This window comes from Arachnia propionica (genome assembly GCF_003932785.1).
In the GTDB taxonomy this organism is placed as follows: Bacteria; Actinomycetota; Actinomycetes; order Propionibacteriales; family Propionibacteriaceae; genus Arachnia; species Arachnia propionica_B.
Map to the genome: position 1 here is coordinate 80,909 of NZ_RQYT01000015.1, position 20,888 is coordinate 101,796.

19 protein-coding genes are annotated in these 20,888 nt (G+C 68.2%); 16 read left to right on the forward strand and 3 right to left on the reverse strand.

Translation table 11 applies throughout. The features are described 5' to 3' along the window. The first annotated feature begins 5 nt into the window (after positions 1–5). From EII35_RS08080 to EII35_RS08145, 14 genes are all read left to right on the forward strand, one after another. Positions 6–635, forward strand: a complete 630-nt coding sequence (locus EII35_RS08080; protein ID WP_185744232.1) for a sortase domain-containing protein — start codon at positions 6–8, stop codon at positions 633–635. Next, positions 632–1,171, forward strand: coding sequence for an orotate phosphoribosyltransferase (gene pyrE, locus EII35_RS08085; protein WP_125227952.1), 540 nt, complete (start codon positions 632–634; stop codon positions 1,169–1,171). Before EII35_RS08080 ends, pyrE begins: the two co-directional genes overlap by 4 nt. Then, the gene (locus tag EII35_RS08090) at positions 1,168–1,836 is read left to right on the forward strand and encodes a TrmH family RNA methyltransferase (protein WP_125227953.1); all 669 of its coding nucleotides are present in this window, start codon (positions 1,168–1,170) and stop codon (positions 1,834–1,836) included. Before pyrE ends, EII35_RS08090 begins: the two co-directional genes overlap by 4 nt. Next, positions 1,833–2,405 carry a hypothetical protein gene (locus EII35_RS08095; RefSeq protein WP_125227954.1) on the forward strand — a complete coding sequence of 191 codons (573 nt, stop codon included), beginning with the start codon at positions 1,833–1,835 and terminating at the stop codon, positions 2,403–2,405. Before EII35_RS08090 ends, EII35_RS08095 begins: the two co-directional genes overlap by 4 nt. Positions 2,406–2,513: 108 nt before the next feature. Next, entirely contained in the window at positions 2,514–3,533 is a 1,020-nt protein-coding gene (fbaA, locus tag EII35_RS08100) for a class II fructose-bisphosphate aldolase (RefSeq protein WP_125227955.1), read from the forward strand. A 267-nt stretch (positions 3,534–3,800) separates the two neighbouring features. Then, complete coding sequence (locus EII35_RS08105) at positions 3,801–5,318, forward strand: sugar ABC transporter ATP-binding protein (RefSeq protein WP_125227956.1); 1,518 nt, start codon at positions 3,801–3,803, stop codon at positions 5,316–5,318. Next, positions 5,315–6,319 (forward strand): ABC transporter permease, encoded by a 1,005-nt coding sequence (locus EII35_RS08110; RefSeq protein ID WP_260465067.1) that lies wholly within the window; start codon positions 5,315–5,317, stop codon positions 6,317–6,319. The genes EII35_RS08105 and EII35_RS08110 overlap by 4 nt, the downstream gene beginning before the upstream one ends. A gap of 138 nt (positions 6,320–6,457) precedes the next feature. Next, a complete protein-coding gene (locus EII35_RS08115) occupies positions 6,458–7,510 on the forward strand; it encodes an ABC transporter substrate-binding protein (RefSeq protein WP_125227957.1) in 1,053 nt (350 codons plus the stop codon). A gap of 146 nt (positions 7,511–7,656) precedes the next feature. Then, positions 7,657–9,420 carry an L-fucose isomerase gene (locus EII35_RS08120; protein ID WP_125227958.1) on the forward strand — a complete coding sequence of 588 codons (1,764 nt, stop codon included), beginning with the start codon at positions 7,657–7,659 and terminating at the stop codon, positions 9,418–9,420. Between the two features lie 159 nt (positions 9,421–9,579). After that, positions 9,580–10,977: a rhamnulokinase gene (locus EII35_RS08125; RefSeq protein WP_125227959.1), complete on the forward strand. Its 1,398-nt coding sequence runs from the start codon at positions 9,580–9,582 to the stop codon at positions 10,975–10,977. Between the two features lie 41 nt (positions 10,978–11,018). Beyond that, positions 11,019–11,972, forward strand: a complete 954-nt coding sequence (locus EII35_RS08130) for a LacI family DNA-binding transcriptional regulator (RefSeq protein WP_221739711.1) — start codon at positions 11,019–11,021, stop codon at positions 11,970–11,972. A 1-nt stretch (position 11,973) separates the two neighbouring features. Then, positions 11,974–12,417, forward strand: coding sequence for an RbsD/FucU domain-containing protein (locus EII35_RS08135; RefSeq protein ID WP_125227961.1), 444 nt, complete (start codon positions 11,974–11,976; stop codon positions 12,415–12,417). 83 nt (positions 12,418–12,500) lie between these two features. After that, on the forward strand, positions 12,501–13,307 hold the full coding sequence (cysE, locus tag EII35_RS08140) for a serine O-acetyltransferase (protein WP_125227962.1): 807 nt from the start codon (positions 12,501–12,503) through the stop codon (positions 13,305–13,307). A gap of 49 nt (positions 13,308–13,356) precedes the next feature. Next, positions 13,357–14,079 (forward strand): Type 1 glutamine amidotransferase-like domain-containing protein, encoded by a 723-nt coding sequence (locus EII35_RS08145; RefSeq protein ID WP_125227963.1) that lies wholly within the window; start codon positions 13,357–13,359, stop codon positions 14,077–14,079. On the opposite strand, the gene EII35_RS08150 is transcribed toward EII35_RS08145, so the two are convergent. Continuing rightward, on the reverse strand, positions 14,063–15,832 hold the full coding sequence (locus EII35_RS08150) for an acetyl/propionyl/methylcrotonyl-CoA carboxylase subunit alpha (protein ID WP_221739712.1): 1,770 nt from the start codon (positions 15,830–15,832) through the stop codon (positions 14,063–14,065). The two genes, EII35_RS08145 and EII35_RS08150, sit on opposite strands and share 17 nt — an antisense overlap. 98 nt (positions 15,833–15,930) lie before the next feature. Between EII35_RS08150 and EII35_RS08155 the strand changes: the two genes are divergently transcribed. Both EII35_RS08155 and EII35_RS08160 read left to right on the forward strand, forming a co-directional pair. Continuing rightward, the gene (locus EII35_RS08155; protein ID WP_185744234.1) at positions 15,931–17,148 is read left to right on the forward strand and encodes a THUMP-like domain-containing protein; all 1,218 of its coding nucleotides are present in this window, start codon (positions 15,931–15,933) and stop codon (positions 17,146–17,148) included. Positions 17,149–17,276: 128 nt separating this feature from the next. Further along, a complete protein-coding gene (locus EII35_RS08160) occupies positions 17,277–18,617 on the forward strand; it encodes a DUF222 domain-containing protein (protein WP_125227964.1) in 1,341 nt (446 codons plus the stop codon). Positions 18,618–18,992: 375 nt separating this feature from the next. Here the strand turns inward: EII35_RS08160 and EII35_RS08165 are convergent, their stop codons facing one another. Next, complete coding sequence (locus EII35_RS08165; protein ID WP_125227965.1) at positions 18,993–19,868, reverse strand: hypothetical protein; 876 nt, start codon at positions 19,866–19,868, stop codon at positions 18,993–18,995. A 75-nt stretch (positions 19,869–19,943) separates the two neighbouring features. After that, a complete protein-coding gene (locus EII35_RS08170; protein WP_125227966.1) occupies positions 19,944–20,549 on the reverse strand; it encodes a superoxide dismutase in 606 nt (201 codons plus the stop codon). Between the last annotated feature and the right edge of the window lie 339 nt (positions 20,550–20,888).

The window sequence follows — 20,888 nt, forward strand, 5'->3', positions numbered from 1 at the left end:
CGGTTGTGACGACCAGATCGCGTTCCCGGGTCGGCCTCGTGGTGGCCGTGGTTGTGGTGCTCGGCGTGCTCGCCGGCGGCGGTTACCTGGCCTGGCAGGCCTGGGGCAGTGTCGGCCCCACCCGTGCCGAGGCCGTCCGTGAGGTGGCTGGTCTGCGGACGCGGTGGGAGGCGGGGGATGCTGCACTGCGTCCCGGCGAGGCGGCCTGGATCGTGCGGATCCCCGCATCCGGGGAGACCGTCGAGTGGCCCGTGCGGGTGGGCGTCGACGCGCCGCAGCTGGACGGGGGGCTCGGCTGGTACCCCGGTTCGGCCCTGCCCGGCGAGGTCGGCAACCTGGCGATGGCCGGGCGCTGGTTCACCGGCGGGGAACCCCTGCGGGGCTGGTTCGACCTCCCCGTCGGTGGCGTCATCGAGGTGGAGACCGAGAGCGCGACCTTCACCTACACGATCACCTCGGCCCCGGCCTCGCTCACCGTCGGCCGGGACGACTCCTGGGTGCTCGACCCGGTGCCGGGGCGACCCGATCAGCCACCCACCCAGGCGTTGCTCACACTCACCACACACGAGGACCTGGTCCCGACGGGGGACGTGTCGGTGGCCTTCGCTGTGCTGACAGGAACGGAGAAGAAGTGAATGACCTGCAACGGCTGATCGAGGCCGTCAAGGAACTGGCCATCGTCAGGGGGCGGGTCACGCTCGCCTCGGGACGGGAGGCCGAGTACTACGTCGACATGCGTCGGGTCACCCTCGACGGGGCCGCCTCCCCCCTGGTGGGGCGGGTCATGAACGACCTCGTCGCCGACCTCGACTTCGATGCGGTCGGTGGGTTGACCCTCGGGGCCGACCCGGTCGCCACCGCGATGCTGCACGCCCGCGCCGCGGCGGGAGGTCGGCTGGACGCCTTCGTGGTCCGCAAGGAGGCGAAGTCCCACGGCATGCAGCGCAGGATCGAGGGGACCGAGGTCGCGGGACGGAGGGTGCTCGTCGTCGAGGACACCTCCACGACGGGGGGCTCCGCCCTGACCGCCGTCGAGGCCGTCCGTGAGGCCGGGGGAGAGGTCGTGGCGGTGGCCGTGGTGGTCGACCGGGCCACGGGCGCGGCGGAGCGGATCGCCGAGGCGGGGCTCGAGTACCGTCACGCGATCGGTCTGGACGACCTCGGGCTGTGACGGAGGACCCCACCCTGCCGGTCGTCGGTGTGGGCCCCCATCCGGAGCCCTGGCCGACGGATCCACGCTACGACCCGGAGCTCCTGGCCGAGGGGGACCGACGCAACGTCGTGGACCGGTACCGCTACTGGCGGCTCGAGGCGATCGTGGCGGATCTGGACCGTTCCCGGTCCGGGCTGCACGTGGCGATCCAGAACTGGGAGCACGACTTCAACATCGGCTCGATCGTGAGAACCGCCAACGCCTTCAACGTCGGCGGGGTGCACATCGTCGGCAGGCGACGCTGGAACCGGCGGGGCGCCATGGTGACGGACCGGTACCTCCACGTGCACCACCACGCGGACGAGCGCGACCTCCATGCCTGGTGCGCGGCACGGGGGATCGAACTGGTGGGTGTGGACAACCTCCCCGGCTCGGTCCCGTTGGAGACCGCGACCCTGCCGCGGGACTGCTGCCTGGTCTTCGGGTCCGAGGGTCCGGGGCTGACGGAGGCCATGGTGGCGGCCTGCACCCGGCTCGTGGCCATCACGCAGCGGGGCTCGACGCGTTCGTTGAACGCGGGGGCCGCGGCGGCCATCGCGATGTACCACTGGGCGCTGCAACACCCTGGGGCCCCTCCGCCTGAGGCATCGAGCACGCCCCCAACCTCTACGATGTTGGCATGAGCCCGGAACGTTTCGCCGTTGAACTGACGCCGTTGCCCACCGCCGCGCGGGTGGCCCGGCAACGGGGACGGCTGCGCTACCAGTTCATCGTCGCCGCCGTGCTCGGGGTCATCCTGCTCCTGGCGTGGCTCTCGCCGCAGTTCCTGCCCGTCGGTCCGCGGACGCTGCTGAGCGATGTGCTGCCGGCCTGGGCCCTGCCGACGGTGACGTTGCTGTGGGGGATCTCGACCGTCATCGGGGTCAGCTGCGTGGTCCTCTCCCTGGCCAGGGCGAAGAAGGACCTCGCCGCGATCGGTCAGGGGACCGCCCTCTACATCGACTCCACGGGGTTGGAGTTCGTACAGCCCGTGACGGCCAGCGCCACGTGGGCCGAGATCTCGTCGCTCAAGGTCACCGGCAGTGGGTTCGGTGCCGGGCCGAGGCTCGTGATGGAGGTGGGGGGCGAGCGGGTGGCCTCGGTGCCCATGAGCTTCCTCGACGCGATGCCCGCGGCCATCGACTCCGCGGTGGGTGCGCGTTCCATGGGGCGGGTGCGACTGGACGTCTCCGACATGGACCGGATGTTCTGAACCGTTCGCGGGGTCGCGCTGTCCGCAAGGCCGCCCCCGAGCGGAAGCCGCCGTTGCGGGGCGCTAGGCTGATTCCTGTAAACCACGCCTGACACGAAAAGGGGCACCATGCCTGTTGCAACTCCTGAGGTCTACGCCCAGATGCTCGACCGGGCCAAGGAAGGCAAGTTCGCCTACCCGGCCATCAACGTCAGCTCCTCCCAGACGCTGAACGCCGCCCTTCAGGGCTTCGCCGAGGCGGGCTCCGACGGCATCATCCAGGTGTCCACCGGCGGTGCCGAGTACTTCTCCGGCCCCACGATCAAGGACAAGGTCACCGGTGCCGTGGCCTTCGCCACCTTCGCCCAGGAAGTGGCGAAGAACTACCCGATCAACGTCGCCCTCCACACCGACCACTGCCCGAAGGACAAGCTGGACAGCTTCGTCCGTCCGCTGCTGGCGATCTCCGAGGAGCGCGTGAAGAACGGCCAGCTCCCGCTGTTCCAGTCGCACATGTGGGACGGGTCGGCCGTGCCGATGGAGGAGAACCTCTCGATCGCCGACGAGCTGCTCGAGCGTTGCGCCAAGGCCCACATCATCCTCGAGATCGAGGTCGGTGTCGTCGGCGGCGAGGAGGACGGCGTCTCGGCCGAGATCAACGACAAGCTGTACACCACCGTCGAGGACGGCATGCGCACCGCTGAGGTCCTCGGCCTCGGTGAGAAGGGGCGTTACATCACCGCCCTCACCTTCGGCAACGTCCACGGCGTCTACAAGCCGGGTGCCGTGAAGCTCCGTCCCGAGGTCCTCAAGGAGATCCAGGACGCCGTCGGCGCCAAGTACGGCAAGGATCGTCCGTTCGACCTCGTCTTCCACGGCGGCTCCGGCTCCACCCCGCAGGAGATCTCCGACGCGGTGGACTTCGGCGTCATCAAGATGAACATCGACACCGACACCCAGTACGCCTTCACCCGCCCCGTGGTGGAGCACATGTTCCGCAACTACGACGGTGTGCTGAAGATCGACGGCGAGGTCGGCAACAAGAAGCAGTACGACCCGCGCGCCTGGGGCAAGGCGGCCGAGGCGGGCATGGCGGCCCGCGTCGTCGAGGCCTGCGAGTACCTGCGTTCCGCCGGCACCCACGTCTGAGCGCTCCTCGAGCCTGTCAGGGCCGGGGCCCGTCCACTGGACGGGCCCCGGCCCTTGTCGTTGCTGTGGGGCCGCCGGGCCAAGTGTGCAGGCCCTCTGATCACGGTAGCGTCACCGTATTGCTCTGACAAGGTATTTTGCTGTCCGGTGATAACGCTTTCGTAACCCCCTTGACGTGGTCGGGGAGGATGATGTTAGCGTTAGCATCACTCAGGGGGTCGGACGTCGCAGTCGGCGGCCCCTGGGACTGGACACGAAGGAGTGCACGTGGCGAAGCTGCTTGAGCTGAAGAACATCAGCAAGACCTTCCCTGGTGTGAAGGCGTTGCAAGGCGTCAACCTCGACCTCAACGCGGGGGAGGTGCTCGGCCTGTGCGGTGAGAATGGCGCCGGCAAGTCGACCCTCATGAAGATCCTCACCGGCATCTACACCGCCGACCCGGGCGGGGAGATCTGGATCGAGGGTCAGCAGGTGCAGGTGAACGGCGTCAACCACGCGCGCGACCTGGGCCTGTCCATCATCCACCAGGAACTCAACATGGTCCCCGATCTCACGGTGGCCCAGAACCTCTACATCGGGCGTCCGGGCTCCCACAAGGGCGGCTGGATCAACGACGTCAAGCTCAACCGTGACGCCGCGGAACTCTTCGAGAGCCTCGGCATGGACATCAACCCCAAGGCCCGCATCGGGGACCTGTCGGTCGCCCGCCAGCAGATGGTCGAGATCGCCAGGGCGCTGTCCTACAACTCCCGGGTGCTGGTCATGGACGAGCCCACCGCCGCCCTCACCGTCGCGGAGACGGAGGCGCTGTTCGGGATGATCCGGGACTTCATGTCCCCGACCACCGGGCTCATCTACATCTCCCACCGCATGCCGGAGATCGAGGAGATCACCGATCGGGTGTCGGTGCTCCGCGACGGCCAGTACATCGGCACCGTCACGACGAAGGACGTCGAGATGCGCGAGATCATCTCCATGATGGTCGGCCGCGAGGTCTCCGCCGAGGTCCGGCCCCGCAACGAGCCCCTCAGCGACGACGTCGTGCTCAAGGTCGAGGGGCTGAGCACCAAGAAGCTCCTCCGCGACGTCAACTTCGAGGTGCGCAAGGGCGAGATCCTCGGCTTCGCCGGACTCATGGGTGCGGGACGCACCGAGGTGGCGCGCTGCGTCTTCGGCGCCGACCCCCGCACGAGCGGCACCATCACCATCAACGGCAAGGAGACCCAGATCCGCACGGCCGCCGACGCGGTGCGCGCCGGCATCGGCTACCTGTCCGAGGACCGCAAGCAGTACGGGCTCCTGCTCGAGCAGGACATCAAGCAGAACGCCGTCATGGCGGCGATGAAGGACTTCAACATCGGCGGATTCATCCTCGACGGCAAGATCCGCACGGTCGGCGAGGAGTACAGCAAGAAGCTGCGGGTGAAGACTCCGTCGGTCAACCAGTTGCTGGGCAAGCTGTCGGGCGGCAACCAGCAGAAGGTCGTCATCGCCAAGTGGCTCATCCGCAACTGTGACGTCCTCATCTTCGACGAGCCCACCCGCGGCATCGACGTCGGCGCCAAGGAGGAGATCTACGAGTTGCTGGAGCAGCTCTGCGCCCAGGGCAAGGCGATCCTCATGATCTCCTCCGAGCTCCCCGAGGTGCTTCGGATGAGCCACCGCATCGCCGTCATGGCCCACGGCCACATCACCGGGGTCCTCGACAACGAGGACGCCACCCAGGAGAACATCATGGAACTTGCCACGCTCGGCAAGGCGCAGCTGAAAGGAAACGCAGCGTGAGCACCACCAACGAGGTCCTCGGGGCTGGGGCCCCCAGCCCCTTCGCCCGCACCCTCAAGTCCTCGATGCAGCAGCTGTTCGTCTTCGGCTCGCTCATCGTGATCTACCTCATCTTCTTCCTGGTCGCCCCGGGGTTCAGCAACCCCGCGGTGCTGTCCGACATCCTGCTGCGTTCGGCAGCCATCGGCATCATGGCGCTGGGGGCCACCTTCGTCATCGCGACGGGAGGCATCGACCTGTCGGTCGGTACCGGCATGGCCCTGGCCGGTGTGATGACGGCCTTCTTCCTCGGCGGCGGGTTCCTCAACCTTCCCCTTGGCCTGGGCCTGCTGCTCGCGATCCTGTTCGGTGGTCTCGTCGGCGCGGTCAACGGCTTCAACATCGCGGTCCTGGGACTGCCCCCCTTCATCGCCACCCTCGGCATGATGATGGTCGCCAGGGGTCTGGCCCTCGTCATCGCCAACGCCAACCCCATGCCCATCGAGAACCCCGACTTCAAGGTCTTCGGGAGCATGGAGACCATCCCGGGCATCCCGAACGCCGCCATCCTCTTCGTGCTGCTGACCATCGTCGCGGCAGTGCTGCTCAACAAGACCCTGCTCGGTCGTTACGCCCTGGCCATGGGCTCCAACGAGGAGGCCACCCGCCTGTCCGGCGTCAACGTCAAGTTCTGGAAGGTGATGGTCTACGTCACGGCCGGCATCTTCATGGCCATCGGAGCCATCGTCTTCAACGCCCGCACCGCCGTCGTGCAGCCCAGTGAGGGTCTCGGCTACGAGCTCGACGTCATCGCGGCGGTCGTCATCGGTGGCACCTCCCTCGCGGGCGGCCGGGCCAACATCCTCGGCACCTTCGTCGGCGCGGTGCTCATGAAGACCCTCCTCACCGGCCTCCAGATGATGCAGGTCAACCAGTTCTGGCAGTACGTGGTCATCGGTGTCATCGTCCTGGCCGCGGTGTTCGCCGACAACGTGCGACGGGCACGGGCCTCCGCGGTCTAGCCGGGCACGAGGTCGGGGCGGATCGCCCGTCCCGACACCAGTTCTGCAACACGTCCGAACTCCCACAACTGAATAACAACCGGGCTTCAGCAGCCCCCAACCCCTGAGGACCCGGTCCTCAACCTGAAAGGAACAACCATGCGTCTCAACCCCAAGTGGCTGGCCGTGCCGGCACTGCTCGCTCTCGGGCTCAGTGCCTGCTCCACCTCGTCGTCCACCACCACCCCCGCGGGGGGCGGCGCCTCCTCCAGCGACAGCAACTCGAGCAGCCAGGCCGCGGCCGCTGTCTCCTGCAACACCCCGAGCGACATCAAGAAGGGCGACGGCTCCAAGACCGTCTACCTGGTGTCGAAGGGCTTCCAGCACCGCTTCTGGCAGGCCGTGAAGGAGGGCGCCGACGCTGCGGGCAAGGACCTGGGCTACAAGGTCGAGTTCGTCGGCCCGCCCAGCGAGCAGGACGTGTCCATCCAGATCGACCAGCTCGAGACGGCCTTCAAGACCAGCCCCGCGGCCATCGGCTTCGCGGCTCTCGACACCAAGGCGGCCGCTGACACCCTGAAGAAGATCAGCGATGCCAAGATCCCGCTCATCGCCTTCGACTCCGGTGTCGACTCCGACGATCCGTTGACGACGGTGTCCACCGACAACAAGGCCGCCGCGGGCGAGGCCGCCAAGCACATGGTCGAGTTGACGGGGGGCAAGGGCACCATCGGTCTCGTCTGCCACGACGTGACCTCCGCCACCGGCAAGCAGCGGTGTGAGGGCTTCCAGGAGTACATCCGCACCAATGCCCCGGAGATCAAGCTGCTCGAGCCCCTGACCGCGGGCAAGGTCGAGGAGGCCACCGGAGCGGCGAAGTCCCTCATCCAGTCCAACTCCGACATCGTCGGCATCTACGGCACCAACGAGGCCGCCGCCACCGGTGCCGTCCAGGCCGCCAACGAGGTCAACAAGGAGGGCCTGCACGTCGTCGGTTTCGACTCCGGCAAGATCCAGATCGCTGCCATCAAGGAGGGCAAGCAGGCCGGGGCCGTCACCCAGTCGCCGGTGAAGATGGGCTGCGAGACGGTGATCGCCGCCGTCAAGGCCATCAACGGTGAGCAGCTGCCGAAGACCATCGACTCGGGCTTCGCCTGGTACGACAAGACCAACATCGACTCCGAAGAGATCAAGCCCAACCTCTACGAGTGACATCCTCTCCCCGCTGGGCGTCCCCCGGGACGTCCAGCGGGGAATCCTCTTGGGTGGTCCCCGCGCCTCCATCGGACGCTCGAGGTGCCGGAATCACCCAAGGGGGAAACCCACAACAACGAAGTAAGGGAGACAAGGGAATCACCATGACGAACCACCCCAGGATAGGTATCCGGCCCATCATCGATGGACGCCGTCGCGGCGTGCGGGAGTCCCTCGAGGACCAGACGATGAACATGGCCAAGCGCGTCGCGGCCCTCTACGAGGCGGAGCTGCGCTACCCCGACGGCACCCCGGTCGAGTGCGTCATCGCCGACACCACCATCGGTGGCGTCGCCGAGGCCCAGGCCACCGCCGCGAAGTTCAAGCGAGAGAACGTCGGCCTCACCCTCTCGGTCACCCCGTGCTGGGCTTACGGCACCGAGACGATCGACATGGACCGGACCATGCCCCACGCCATCTGGGGATTCAACGGCTCGGAGCGTCCCGGCGCCGTCTACCTGGCCGCCGCCCTGGCGGGCCACACCCAGCTCGGCATCCCGGCCTTCGGCATCTACGGTGAGCACGTCCAGGACGCCGATGACGAGACGATCCCCGACGAGGTGCGGCAGCGTCTCCTCGACTACGCCATCTGCGGTCTCGCCGTGGCGCAGATGAAGGGCACCTCCTACCTGTCCATGGGTGCGGTGTCGATGGGTATCGCCGGCTCCGTCGTCAAGGACGAGTTCTGGAGCAAGTACCTCGGCATGCGCAACGAGTACGTCGACATGAGCGAGTTCGCGCGTCGCGTCAACGAGGAGATCTACGACGTCGAGGAGTACGAGCGCGCCTACGCCTGGGTGCGGGAGAACTTCACCCCCGGCAAGGACTACAACCCGCCGGAGAACCAGAAGCCCGAGCTGCACGACGACTGGTGGAGCTACTCCGTCAAGATGACGCTCATCGCCCGGGACCTCATGGTCGGCAACCCGAAGCTCGCGGACAAGGGCTGGGGCGAGGAGGCGCTCGGCCGCGGCGCGCTGGCCGCCGGCTTCCAGGGTCAGCGGCAGTGGACCGACGGCTTCCCCAACGGTGACCTGATGGAGACCATCCTCAACACCACCTTCGACTGGAACGGCACCCGGACCCCCTACATCCTCGCCACCGAGAACGACTCGCTCAACGGTGCGTCGATGCTGCTCAACCACCTCGTGACCAACACGGCGCAGTTGTTCAGCGACGTGCGCACCTACTGGTCTCCCGAGGCCGTGGAGCGGGTCACCGGACACAGGCTGGAGGGGCGGGCCTCCGGCGGCATCATCGACCTGCGCAACTCCGGACCCACCACACTCGACGGCTCCTTCGCCGCCGTGCGCGACGGGGAACACGTCATCAAGCCCTGGTGGGAGGTCACCGAGGAGGACCAGAGGGCGATGCTCGAGGCCTCGACCTTCGCCCCGGCCATCTACGAGTACTTCCCCGGTGGCGGGATCTCCACGCACTTCCGTTCGGCCGGTGAGGTGCCGGTGACGATGTCCCGGATCAACTGGGTCGATGGGCTGGGTGCCGTGCTGCAGATCGCCGAGGGCTGGACCGTCGAGCTGCCCGACGAGGCCGCCACCATCATCGAGGACCGCACGAACGCCACGTGGCCCACCACCTGGTTCGTGCCGAATCTCACCGGTGAGGGGGCGTTCAGGAGCGTCTACGACGTCATGAATGCCTGGGGTGCCAACCACGGTGCCATCTCCTACGGCCACATCGGTGCCCGCCTCATCACGCTGGCAGCCATGCTGCGCATCCCCGTCAACATGCACAACGTGCCCAGCGAGCAGATCTTCCGTCCGAAGAACTGGCTCGCCTTCGGCACCGCCGACCTGGAGGGGGCCGATTACCGGGCCTGCGCCCAGTTCGGCCCGCTGTACGGCTGACGATCCGGTGTCGGGTGGGCGGGGAGCCGACAGGGCTCCCACCCGCCCGACACCACCCCGAGACAACCATTCGGGTGACGGCACCGAAGACGTCACCCTGCTGCATCCCCCGCGAAGGACCGGCAGGATGGGGGAAGACACGAGAACAGGAGTTGTGAAGTGCCAGCCACCGCGCTTGCCGTCGACCTGGGGTCCTCCTCCGGTCGGATCATCGCCGGAGTCCTCGACGACGGCCGAGTCACCGAGACGGAGGTCCATCGGTTCCCCCACACCGCGAAGGAGGAGGGCGGCTACCTCTGCTGGGACCTCGAGGCGATCTGGGAGGAGGTCGTGCGTGGCCTCCGGCTCGCCGTCGAGCAGTTCCCCGACGCCACTTCGGTCAGCGTGGACACCTGGGGGGTCGACTGGGTTCCCGTCGACGCCGAGGGCAAGGCCCTGACCAGGGGGCGCTGCTACCGGGACGAGAGGACCCAGCGCACCCTCGACGCCTTCCAGGAGCGACTGCCCGAGGCCACCCAGTGGCGCCTCACCGGCATCGCACCCGCCACCATCAACAGCTCCAACCAACTGTTCGCCTTCTTGACGGAGGAGCCGGAGACGGCTGCGCGGACCCACCAGATCCTCTTTCTTCCCGACTGGTTCACCTTCCTCCTCACCGGGGTGAGGGGCTGGTCCCGTTCGATCGCCTCCACCTCCGGGCTGTGCGCCCCCGGCGCGACGAGCTGGGCCGACGAGGTCTTCGAGGCCCTCGGCATCCCACGATCCTGGGTGGGGGAGTTGAGCGAGGAGTGCTCCGTCGCGGGGCCGTGCACCGTCCCCGGCCTGGAACAGCTCACCGTCATCCGGGCCGGTGCCCACGACTCGGCCTGCGCCGTCGCGGCCCTGCAGCGCGACGAGGGCGCCACGTGCTTCCTGTCGGCCGGGTCCTGGTCGGTGCTGGGTGTGCTGCGCGACGAACCCCTCCTCGGGGAGGAGGCCCGGGCCCTCGGCCTGACGAACGAGGCGCGTGCGGAGGGCGGGGTGCGACCCCTGTTCAACATCACCGGGCTGTGGATCCTCCAGGAATGCCAGCGCGACTGGCAGGCCCGGGGGCAGGAGCACGACATCGTCGCCCTCCTCGACGCGGCCGCCGCGGCTGAGTCCCTCGGGGTCACGATCGACCCGGACGATCCGCAGTACGCGCAGCCCGGTTCGATGGTGGCCCGGGTGGAGGCGGCGCTGCGTGAGGGCGGCGCCCAGGGCGAGATCTCCCAGGGCCAGCTCGTGCGTGCGCTGTGCGAGTCCTTCGCGCAACGTTACGCCCGGGGGGTCAGGGACCTCACCGCCCTGACCGGGGAGGCACCCAGCCAGCTGAACCTCGTGGGAGGGGGGTCCCGCAACGCCCTGCTCTGTGAACTGACCGCCAAGGCCCTCGGCATCCCGGTGCTCGCCGGCCCCGCGGAGGCCTCCACCCTGGGTTCGCTGCTGGTGCAGTTCGAGGTGGCCGGGCAGCTTCCCCCCGAGCAACGCAACGCGGTCATCGCGGCGACGGCACGAACGAGGTTGCATCAGCCATGACAGGGGGAAACGGGGGGAACCGGAGGGCCAGTCTCGCCGACGTGGCGAGGCTGGCCGGCGTGTCCAGCCAGACCGTGTCCAGGGTCGTCAGGGGCGCCTCGGTGGTGGCCCCCGAGACGAGGGAGCGGGTCCAGGCCGCCGTGGAGGAGCTGGGCTACCGTCCGAACCTGGCCGCCAGGTCCCTGTCGAACCGCAGGACCGGGGTCATCCACATCGTCAACGCGACTCCGCTGTTCGGCGGCCACGCCCGGACGTTCCTGTCGATCGTCTCGGAGCTGGGGGCCCGCGGCTACCACACCTCGATCGCCGGGGTGACGCTGGACTCGAGTCCCGCCTTCGACGAGCTGGTGCCGCTGGGCGTCGACGGGGTCGTCGTGCTCGGCGGTCACACCCGCTCCGCCGACCTCGTCTCCGTGCTCGACGGCAGGCTCCCCACGGTGTTCGTGGGGCAGCGGTTCGGGCTGCCCGCGGACGTCGCCTCCGTCGCCATCGACCAGGGTCTGGGGGCCCGGCTCGCCACGGAGCACCTGCTGTCCCTGGGGCGCCGTGGGCTGCTCCACCTCGCCGGACCCGCGGACTGGTTCGACGCCCACGAGCGCGAGGAGGGGTTCCGGACCGCCTGCGAGGCCGCTGGGATCGAGCCCCGTACGGTCGCGGGCCGTTCCTGGGCCGCCGCCGACGGCTACGAGGCCGGTGGTGCGATCGGTGACGACGTCGACGCGGTGTTCGTCAGCAACGATCACCTCGCGCTCGGTGCCATGCGTCGCTTCGCGGAGCAGGGGCGACGCATCCCCGAGGACGTGGCCGTGGTCGGTTTCGACGACGCCGAGGGGTCGGGGAACTTCCTGCCCCCGTTGACCACGTTGCGCCAGCCCCACCACGAGGTGGGGGTCTGCGCCGTCGCGCATCTCGCGGCGCTCATCGACGGGCAGCCGGCCGAACACACCCTTCTCGGCCCCGAACTCATCATCCGCCATTCCACGAAAGGACAGTGACATGCTTCTTGGCGCCCTCATCCATCCCGACCTCCTCGCGGCCATCGGCCGCAGCGGGCACAGCGGGAAGATCCTCATCACCGACGGCAACTACCCGGCGGCCAGTGGGGCCCCCGCCGCGGCTGAGCGCATTCACCTCAACCTCACCCCGGGCCTGCTCAACGTCACCCAGATCCTCGATGTCCTCAAGCGCGCCGTCCCGATCGAGCGGGCCGGGCTGATGGTGCCCGCCGACGACGCCGTCGGCATCGAGCGTCCCGACAGCATCCCGGCGCACGACGAGTACCGTGCCGCCCTGCCCGATGTCCCCTTCGACGAGATCCCGCGCTGGGACTTCTATGACGCCGCGCGGGCCGACGACGTCACCGTCGTCATCGTCTCCGCGGATCAGCGGCTGTACGCGAACCTGCTGCTCACCATCGGGGTGCGCACCGCCGACGAGTGATCCCTCGAGGGCCGGGGCAGGGAATGTCCCGGCCCGTTTCGGGGTTGATCCATGATGACAGTGTCACGACATGAGGAGACATCATGGACCCTGCCCGTATCGTTCCGGACGACCTGATCTGGGAGACCATCCGTGAGGAGTGCTCCCGCGCCGCCTCGAGTGAGCCCCTGCTCGCCGGGTTCCTCTCCCACGTCGTGCTGAGCCAGCCGAACCTTGAGACGGCCCTGGCATACATCCTCGCCGCGAAGCTGGACAACGCGACCCTGCCCGCGCTCAGTCTGAGGGACATCATCCTTGACGTGCTGCGCGAGGAGGAGTGCATCCAGCACGCCATCCGGGCCGACCTGCAGGCGGTCGTGACCCGGGACCCGGCCGCTCCCGGCTACGCCAACCCGCTGCTCTACTTCAAGGGCTTCCACTCGATCCAGGCCTACCGGGTGGCGCATTCCTACTGGATGCGGGACCGGCGTCCCCTGGCCCTGTACCTTCAGTCCCGGATCTCCGAGGTGTTCGCCGTCGACATCCACCCCGCGGCACGCATCGGCAAGGGCATCATGTTCGACCACGCCACCAGCGTCGTCATCGGTGAGACCGCGGTGGTTGAGGACGACTTCTCGATGCTGCACGAGGTGACCCTCGGCGGCTCCGGGAAGGAGGGCGGCGATCGACACCCGAAGATCGGCCGCGGCGTGATGATCGGGGCCGGAGCCAAGGTGCTCGGTAACATCCGGGTCGGGGAGGGGGCCAAGATCGGCGCGGGATCCGTCGTCCTGAAGGACGTGCCACCCCACACCACGGTGGCCGGGGTTCCGGCGAAGGTTGTGTCGGTGCCGAGTGCGGCCCTGCCCGCCCTGGACATGGACCAGTGCCTGGGCATGAGCCCTGCCTGATTCACGGACGGCGGCCCGTCACCGCGCGGGGGATGGCAGGATCGGGGCCATGAGCACACACGTGGTGGCCATGGGTGGCGGCGGCTTCTCGATGTCCGACGACGGCAGGGCGACAGCCCTGGACCGATTCCTCATCGACCTGACGGGCAAGGACCGCCCGACGGTGTGCTTCGCCCCGACGGCCTCGCGTGACGAGGAGTCCTTCATCGAACTGTTCCGCAGCGCCTACGGGGCCTTGGGGGTGAGGACCACCGTGCTCATGCTGTGGGAGGACGCCGCCCGTTCCGTCGAGCAACTTCATGAGGCGGATCTCGTGGTGGTGGGCGGCGGCTCGAGCGTCAATCTCATGGCGCTGTGGGATGCGCATGGGGTCAGCGAACTGCTGCGTGCCCGAGCCGGTGCGGGCGAGGTCGTTCTCAGCGGCATCTCAGCCGGCGGCAACTGCTGGTTCCAAGGCTGCGTCACGACCTCCTTCGGGCCGATGCGGCCCTGGGTCGGTGGCCTCGGTCTGGTCGCGGGAAGCTTCTGCCCCCACTACGACACCGAGGAGATGCGCGAACCGACGTTCCGCGCCGCCGTCGCCGAGGGGATCCTGCCCAGCGGTTACGGCTGCGACGAGGGAGCGGCCGTCCACTTCATCGACGGCCGGTTCCATCAGGCCCTGGCCGAGCGTCCCGGGGCTCGCACCCAGCGGCTGAGCGCCGATCAGGATCACCCTGACACAGTGGTGGCGGACCTGCTGCCCGCCACCAGGCTCACTCCGGGTCGATGATCTCGCACAGCACGTCGCCCGCGCTGACGGGCTGACCGGCCGTCATGGCGAGCTTCGTGACCTGTCCGGGACGGTGGGCAGACAGGGGCTGCTCCATCTTCATGGCCTCGATGACCGCGATGACCTGACCCTCCTCGACGACCTCGCCCTCGTTGACCGACACCTTGACGATGGTGCCCTGCATGGGGGCGGGGAAGGCGTTGCCGGTGGGGGCGAGGACCTTCGCCCCACCGCGGTCACGTTTGGTGGGTTTCTTCGGGGTCCTGCCGGAGGCGGCCGTGCGGTTGGCGAAGCCGGCGGGCAGCTTGACCTCCATCCGTCGCCCGTTCACCTCGACGGCGATGACCTCCGGTTCGCCGAGGTCGTCGGGTTCGCCGAGCATGCCGGTGTGGGCGGGGATGTCGCCGGTGAACTCCGTCTCGATCCAGCGGGTGTGCACGGCGAAGGCACCGCCCTCGGCCGTGAAGGCCGGGTCCTCGAGGACGGCCTGGTGGAAGGGGGTCACCGTCGGCATCCCGTCGATCTGGAGTTCTCGCAGTGCGCGTCGGGCCCGGGCCAGGGCCTGTGGCCGATCGGCCCCCGTGACGATGACCTTGGCCACGAGCGAGTCGAACGCGCCGGGCACCGTCATGCCTGCGTGGTAGCCCTCGTCGACGCGGATACCCGGGCCGGTGGGGGCGTGCCACTTCACCAGCGTCCCCGGCGCGGGCATGAAGCCGCGTCCCGGATCCTCCGCGTTGATCCGGAACTCGATGGAGTGGCCCTGAATCATGGGGTCCTCGTAGCCGAGGGCCTCGCCGTCGGCGATCCGGAACATCTCCCGCACGAGGTCCAACCCCGTCACCTCCTCGGAGACGGGGTGCTCGACCTGGAGCCGGGTGTTGACCTCGAGGAAGGAGATGGTGCCGTCGAGCCCGACGAGGAACTCGCAGGTGCCCGCGCCGACATAGCCGGCCTCCCGCAGGATCGACTTGGAGGAGCTGTAGAGCAGGTACTGCTGCTCCGGGGTGAGGAACGGGGCCGGAGCCTCCTCGACGAGTTTCTGGTGGCGACGCTGCAGCGAGCAGTCGCGGGTGGAGACCACCACGACGTTGCCGTGCTTGTCGGCCAGGCACTGCGTCTCGACGTGGCGGGGCTTGTCGAGGTAGCGCTCGACGAAGCACTCGCCCCGGCCGAAGGCCGTGACGGCCTCGCGGGTGGCCGACTCGAACAACTCGGGGATCTCCTCGAGGCTCCGGGCGACCTTGAGGCCACGCCCACCACCGCCGAATGCGGCCTTGATCGCCACGGGGAGGCCGTGCTGCTGCGCGAACCGCACCACCTCGTCAGCGTCGGCGACGGGATCGGGAGTGCCCGGTACCTGAGGGGCGCCGACACTCTGCGCGATGTGCCTGGCCCTCACCTTGTCGCCGAGGCTCTCGATCGCCTCCGGGGGCGGGCCGATCCACGTCAGGCCGGCAGCGATGACGGCGCGGGCGAAGTCGGCGTTCTCGGCGAGGAAACCGTATCCGGGGTGGACGGCGTCCGCGCCGGAGCGTTCCGCCACGCCCAGCAGCTTGTCGACGTTGAGGTACGTGTCCGCCGGGGTCGCCCCACCGAGCGCGAATGCCTCGTCGGCGAGGCTGACGAACAGCGAGCCGGCATCCGAGTCGGCGTAGACGGCGACGGAACTGATCCCGGCATCACGTGCCGCACGGATCACGCGTACGGCGATCTCGCCTCGGTTCGCGATCAGGACTTTGGAGATGGCCACGGTGCACACCCTTTCGACAGGTCAACCTGTTGCGGAGTCTAGTGCGACCCGGACGGGCTCGCCGGGACCACGGAGGATTGCCGCCGTAGCCTTGGTGCATGGATCTTCTCAGTGCCACGGGACAACGTGCCCTGGCGGCCGCATCCAGGGAGCGGGATCCCGATTCGCTGGGGGCCGCGGAGCGGCTGCGACGGGAGTTCTCGCCGGAGCTGGCGGCCGCCGCCCTCACCCAGGTGACGTTGCGCCGCCGGGCCGCCGCGAAGCTGCCGCACGCCGAGGGGATGTACCTGACCCGGGACGGCCTCGAACAGGCGACCCGGTGGCCGGTGGCGCAGTGGCGGGCGGGACTGTTCCGCGACGCGGGGGTCGAGACGGTGTGGGACCTCGGCTGCGGTGTCGGGGTGGACGCGATGGCCCTCGTCGCGGCGGGACTCGGGGTGCACGCCGTCGAGGCCGATCCCCGGACGGCGGCCTTCGCCGAGGCGAATCTTCTCGGTGAACTCGCCCGCACCGGGGCAGGACCGTCGAGGGCCGTGACGGTGACGACAGGGCTGGCGGAGGAGGTGACGGTGCCTGCCGGGGCCGGGGTGTTCCTCGATCCGGCCAGGCGGGGAGCCCGGGGCCGCACCTGGGACGTCTCCCGGTTCAGTCCGCCGTGGTCCGTCGTGGAGACCCACTTGGCCGGCCCTTGGTCCACGGCCGTGAAACTCGGCCCGGGACTGCCGAAGGAACTCATCCCCGCGGAGGTCGCGGCGACGTGGGTGTCGGTCGACGGCGATGTCGTGGAGGTGTCACTGTGGAACTTCATCACACCGGGGCCGAGGGCTGTGGTGCTACGGCAAGACGGTGTGCACACCCTGCTGCCGGGTGCGGAGCCCCTGCCGGTCGGGGAGGTGGGGGAGTGGATCCATGAACCCGACAACGCTGTCATCAGGGCCGGGCTCGTGGCGGAGGCCCTGCCCGGGGCGAGGCTGCTCGCGCCCGGCATCGCCTACGCCACCTCAGCGGCACCGCTGTCCAGCCCCTTCGCCACTGACTTCCGCGTCCTCGAGGTCCTCGACCACGACGTCGCGACGTTGCGGCGCTGGGTGAAGCAGCAACGCATCGGCAGCCTGGAGATCAAGTGTCGGGCCATGGACGTCGATCCGGCGGCGCTGCGTCGGCAACTGCGCCCGAAGGGAGAGGGGCAGGCCACCCTCATTCTGGCGAGGACCCGCGACGGGGCCCGCGCCCTCGTCGTGGAGCGGGTCCCGCGGGGTGAGAGGGCGCGCGGACAGGCGAATCCTCACCGCCCCGCTGGTCGAGCCGGACCGTGAGCATCGCGAGCTGTCCGTGTCGAGACCACCGCAACGGTCCTGGCGGACCTTCATTAGGCACACGATGTGAGAAGAAAACTTCTTCCCAACCCCTTGCACTAGAATGCTCATTCGATTATCATGGGGTCATGAACCCTCTCCCCGCCACTCTCGCCGAGGCCTACCAGGCCATCCACGAGGCGGACGCCCACGCCCGGGCGGCGGAGGTGGCCCTCATGGTCGGGATCGCGAAGGCCGCGGAGTTGTATGAGGTCGACGATGCTGCGGTGATGGATGCTGTGGAAGGGTTCCTCGAGCCTGGTGGGGATGGGGCACCGTCGGTGGGTGAGTTCCTCGCCCACGAACTGGGTGGGATTCTTCAGATCTCCCCGGATGCGGCGTTGGAGAGGATCGGAACGGTTCTGGACGTCAGGTTTCGGTTCCCGGCGTTGTGGGAGGCATTCCTCACGGGGAGTCTGCGGTGGTGGCAGGTCGCGGAGGTGGTGAATCGGCCAGCCATCTCCCAGCTGAACGCGGAGGCGGCGGCTCGGTTGGATCGGAAACTCGCGGTCGCTCTCAGGTTGTGGTCGTGGCAGCGGATCCGCCGCAACTTGGAAGCGTGGATCATCGCCGCCGACCCCGAGGCGGCCCGGGAACGAGAGACCCGGCAGCGGGAGAACCGCTACGTGGCAGTCGATACCGTCAAGAACGGCCACTGCGCCTTGTACGGGCTGTTGGATTCCCGGGATGCGATCGACTTCGATCATGCGTTGACTGAGGTTGCGAAAACCCTCCCGGCCGAGACCGGAGATCTGAAACAACGTCGCGCCGCCGCTGTCGGTGTCCTCGCGCGCCAAGCCGGTGGGCAGGACATGCTGCCCCAGGCCACGGTGTTCGTCCACATCAACGCCGACGACCCCGCCCTCAATCCCGACAGTGGATCCTCCGGGGTTGCTGAGGTGGAGCGGTGGGGTGCGTTCCTGACCTCCCGGTTGCCGGAGTTCCTGAAGGACTCGAAGGTCACCGTCCGACCGATCGTTGATCCGCTGCGTCATGCTCCGGAGGATCTTCATGATCCGTCGGTCGGGTTGCGGATGGCAGTCACGGCATTGATGCCGGTCGATGTGTTCCCCTACGCTGCTCGCACCTCCAGGGCGTGTGATCTGGACCACACCATCCCGTACCGCGACGGGATTTCAGGGCAGACCAGGTGGGGCAACCTCGCCCCGTTGGCGCGCAGATCACATCGGGCAAAGACCTTCGGCGGCTGGACACTCACCCAACCCGCCCCCGGCTGGTTCCACTGGAAGTCTCCGGCAGGGTTTGAGTATCTCGTCCATGCCACTGGCGGCACCATGTGTCTCCGAACTCCGGAACCAGAACCCAGGGTGGAGGAGCCGCCCCCGCCCTGGCTCGACCCACCAGAACCCTCGGAGACCAGGCCAGTCGAATCCGAAGCCTGGGAATGGATCCAATACGCCCTGTGCTGAACACCCGTGTCCCTTCCCCGCTGAGCGAGCTGAGGGCGCAGCGCGCCCGATTGTCGAGACCCGGTTAAGATCCCCCTTCCCCCGCTGGTCGAGCCGGGACCTGGAACGTAGTGGAGGGGCCCGTGTCGAGACCCTTGGCGCACGGTGCAGGAACTCGAGCTGGGCGGGAATCCCACGAGGTCTCGACACGAGCCCTCCGCAGGCTCCGGACCCGGCTCGACCAACGGTGAAGAAGGCGATTCTGCCACGGAAACAAGCAGCCGCCCAGGCCCCGTGAACAACGCCTCACGTGAGGCCGGAACCTTGATCCCCCAGTGTCCGTGCCTGCCAGGGTTCCCGACATGCGCCCATCCGCGCACCCTCCAAGTCACGCGTTCAGCTGATGTGGTAGCCGTGCTCCTCCGGGACGTGAATGAGCTGCAGGCCGGGATTCGCGCGGTGCAGTGATCCGAGTTGCTCCTCGGTCAGTGTCGTGCCGCGGAGGACGAGCCGGGACAGCCGCCTGCCGGTGGGGGAACGCACCAGCTCCTCGAAGGCCTCGACGTCGGTGAAGAGCTCCCGCAACTCCTCGGCGCTGGCCTCCGCGACCCGCCCGGGATCGTGCATCTCGGTGTGGTCCAGCTCCCGCAGCTCCGGGAACCGGGAACTCCTGGCGAGGTTGGTGATGACGTTCTCGTGGGCCAGCCCGCACTGCAGCTGCAGGCTCGACAGCGGGTGCGGCGGACCGTCGAAGAACTCCTCGTTGGGGGCTGACGGCACGATCATGCTGCGCAGGGTCGGCATCCTGGCCAGGAGGGCCGCGAGGGTACCGCCTTCGCTGAACCAGTCGTCGGCGGAGGCGATGACGCTCAGGTTGTGGTCGGCCCCGTCGGTGAGCCCCACCTCGAAATGACGAAGCCGCTCGAACACCACATCCCGGTTGAGCAACCGGTCGAAGGTCCACGGCCTCATGCCGTTGCCGCCCTCGTCGGGACCGGTGAACCGCAGCGACCGCACCCGCCTCGCGTGATGGGGCTCGGCGAGCCAGTCCAGGAAGGCCGCCAGGGGGTGGTTCGAGTCCTCGTCCATGCCCGGTGGTTCATCGGGGAACTCGTCGAAGGAGTCACCGTGGAAAGCGAGATCCAGTAGTTCACCCGCCACACAGAACGCCACCCGGGCCTCGCCCCAGTCGGGATCAAGACCCAGCGTCTCCACCTCGAACCGATGGATGGATTCCTGCAACTGCAGCAGGCCCTGGATGATGTCGGTCATCCTGCCCTCCTCCCGGAGCCGTGAACGATGAGGGGTCCGGATCATGCGTGATCCGGACCCCCAGTGTCGACGATGTCAGAACTGGAACGCGGTGGCCTTCGCGAACCGGTCCGCCACGTCGGCCCAGTTGACGACGTTCCACCATGCGGTGACGTAGTCGGCCTTGACGTTCTTGTACTGCAGGTAGAAGGCGTGCTCCCACATGTCGAGCTGCAGCAGCGGGATCTGCCCGGCGGGCAGGTTGCCCTGCTGATCGAAGAGCTGGTTGACGTTGAGGCGACGACCGAGGACGTCGAAGACCAGCATCGACCAGCCGGAGCCCTGGATGCCGTTGGCGACGGCGTTGAACTGCTTCTGGAAGCCCTCGAAACCGCCGAAGAACTCGTCGATGGCGGCGGCGAGCTCACCGTCCGGGCGGCCCCCACCCTCGGGCGACATGTTCTTCCAGAAGACCGAGTGGTTGATGTGGCCGCCGAGGTGGAAGGCGAGATCCTTCTCCAGCTTGTTCACGGCGCCGAAGTTCCCGGACTCCCGGGCCTCGGCGAGCTGCTCCAGGGCGGTGTTGGCGCCGGCCACGTACGCGGCATGGTGCTTGCTGTGGTGGAGCTCCATGATCTCCGGGGCGATGTGGGGGGCGAGGGCGCCGTAGTCGTAGTCGAGATCGGGAAGAACGTAGGTCATGGGTGACTCCTCACGAGATGGTTCACACGAACACCCCCATCCTATGTGCCCGTGCGACGGACCCGAAGCACCCGGAACCCCTTCGCCGACGCCACCTTCCGGGTCGGCCTCAGCGCTCAGGCAGCTCACGGAGCCGCGTCGCCCCACCGCACGGAGGGTGTCGCCCGGACATGATGCCGGCGAGAGAAGGCGTCCCGGCCGAGGATGCTCGAGTGGTGCCTCCGCTGTGAGCTGGCGGCTCTTGATTCGTGTTAACATTGGGCAGCTGTCTTTTGTCGTCCATGTAGCAATGAGGTGTGTGGCGTGACTGATCCGATGCACGGTATTGAGGAGGATGTT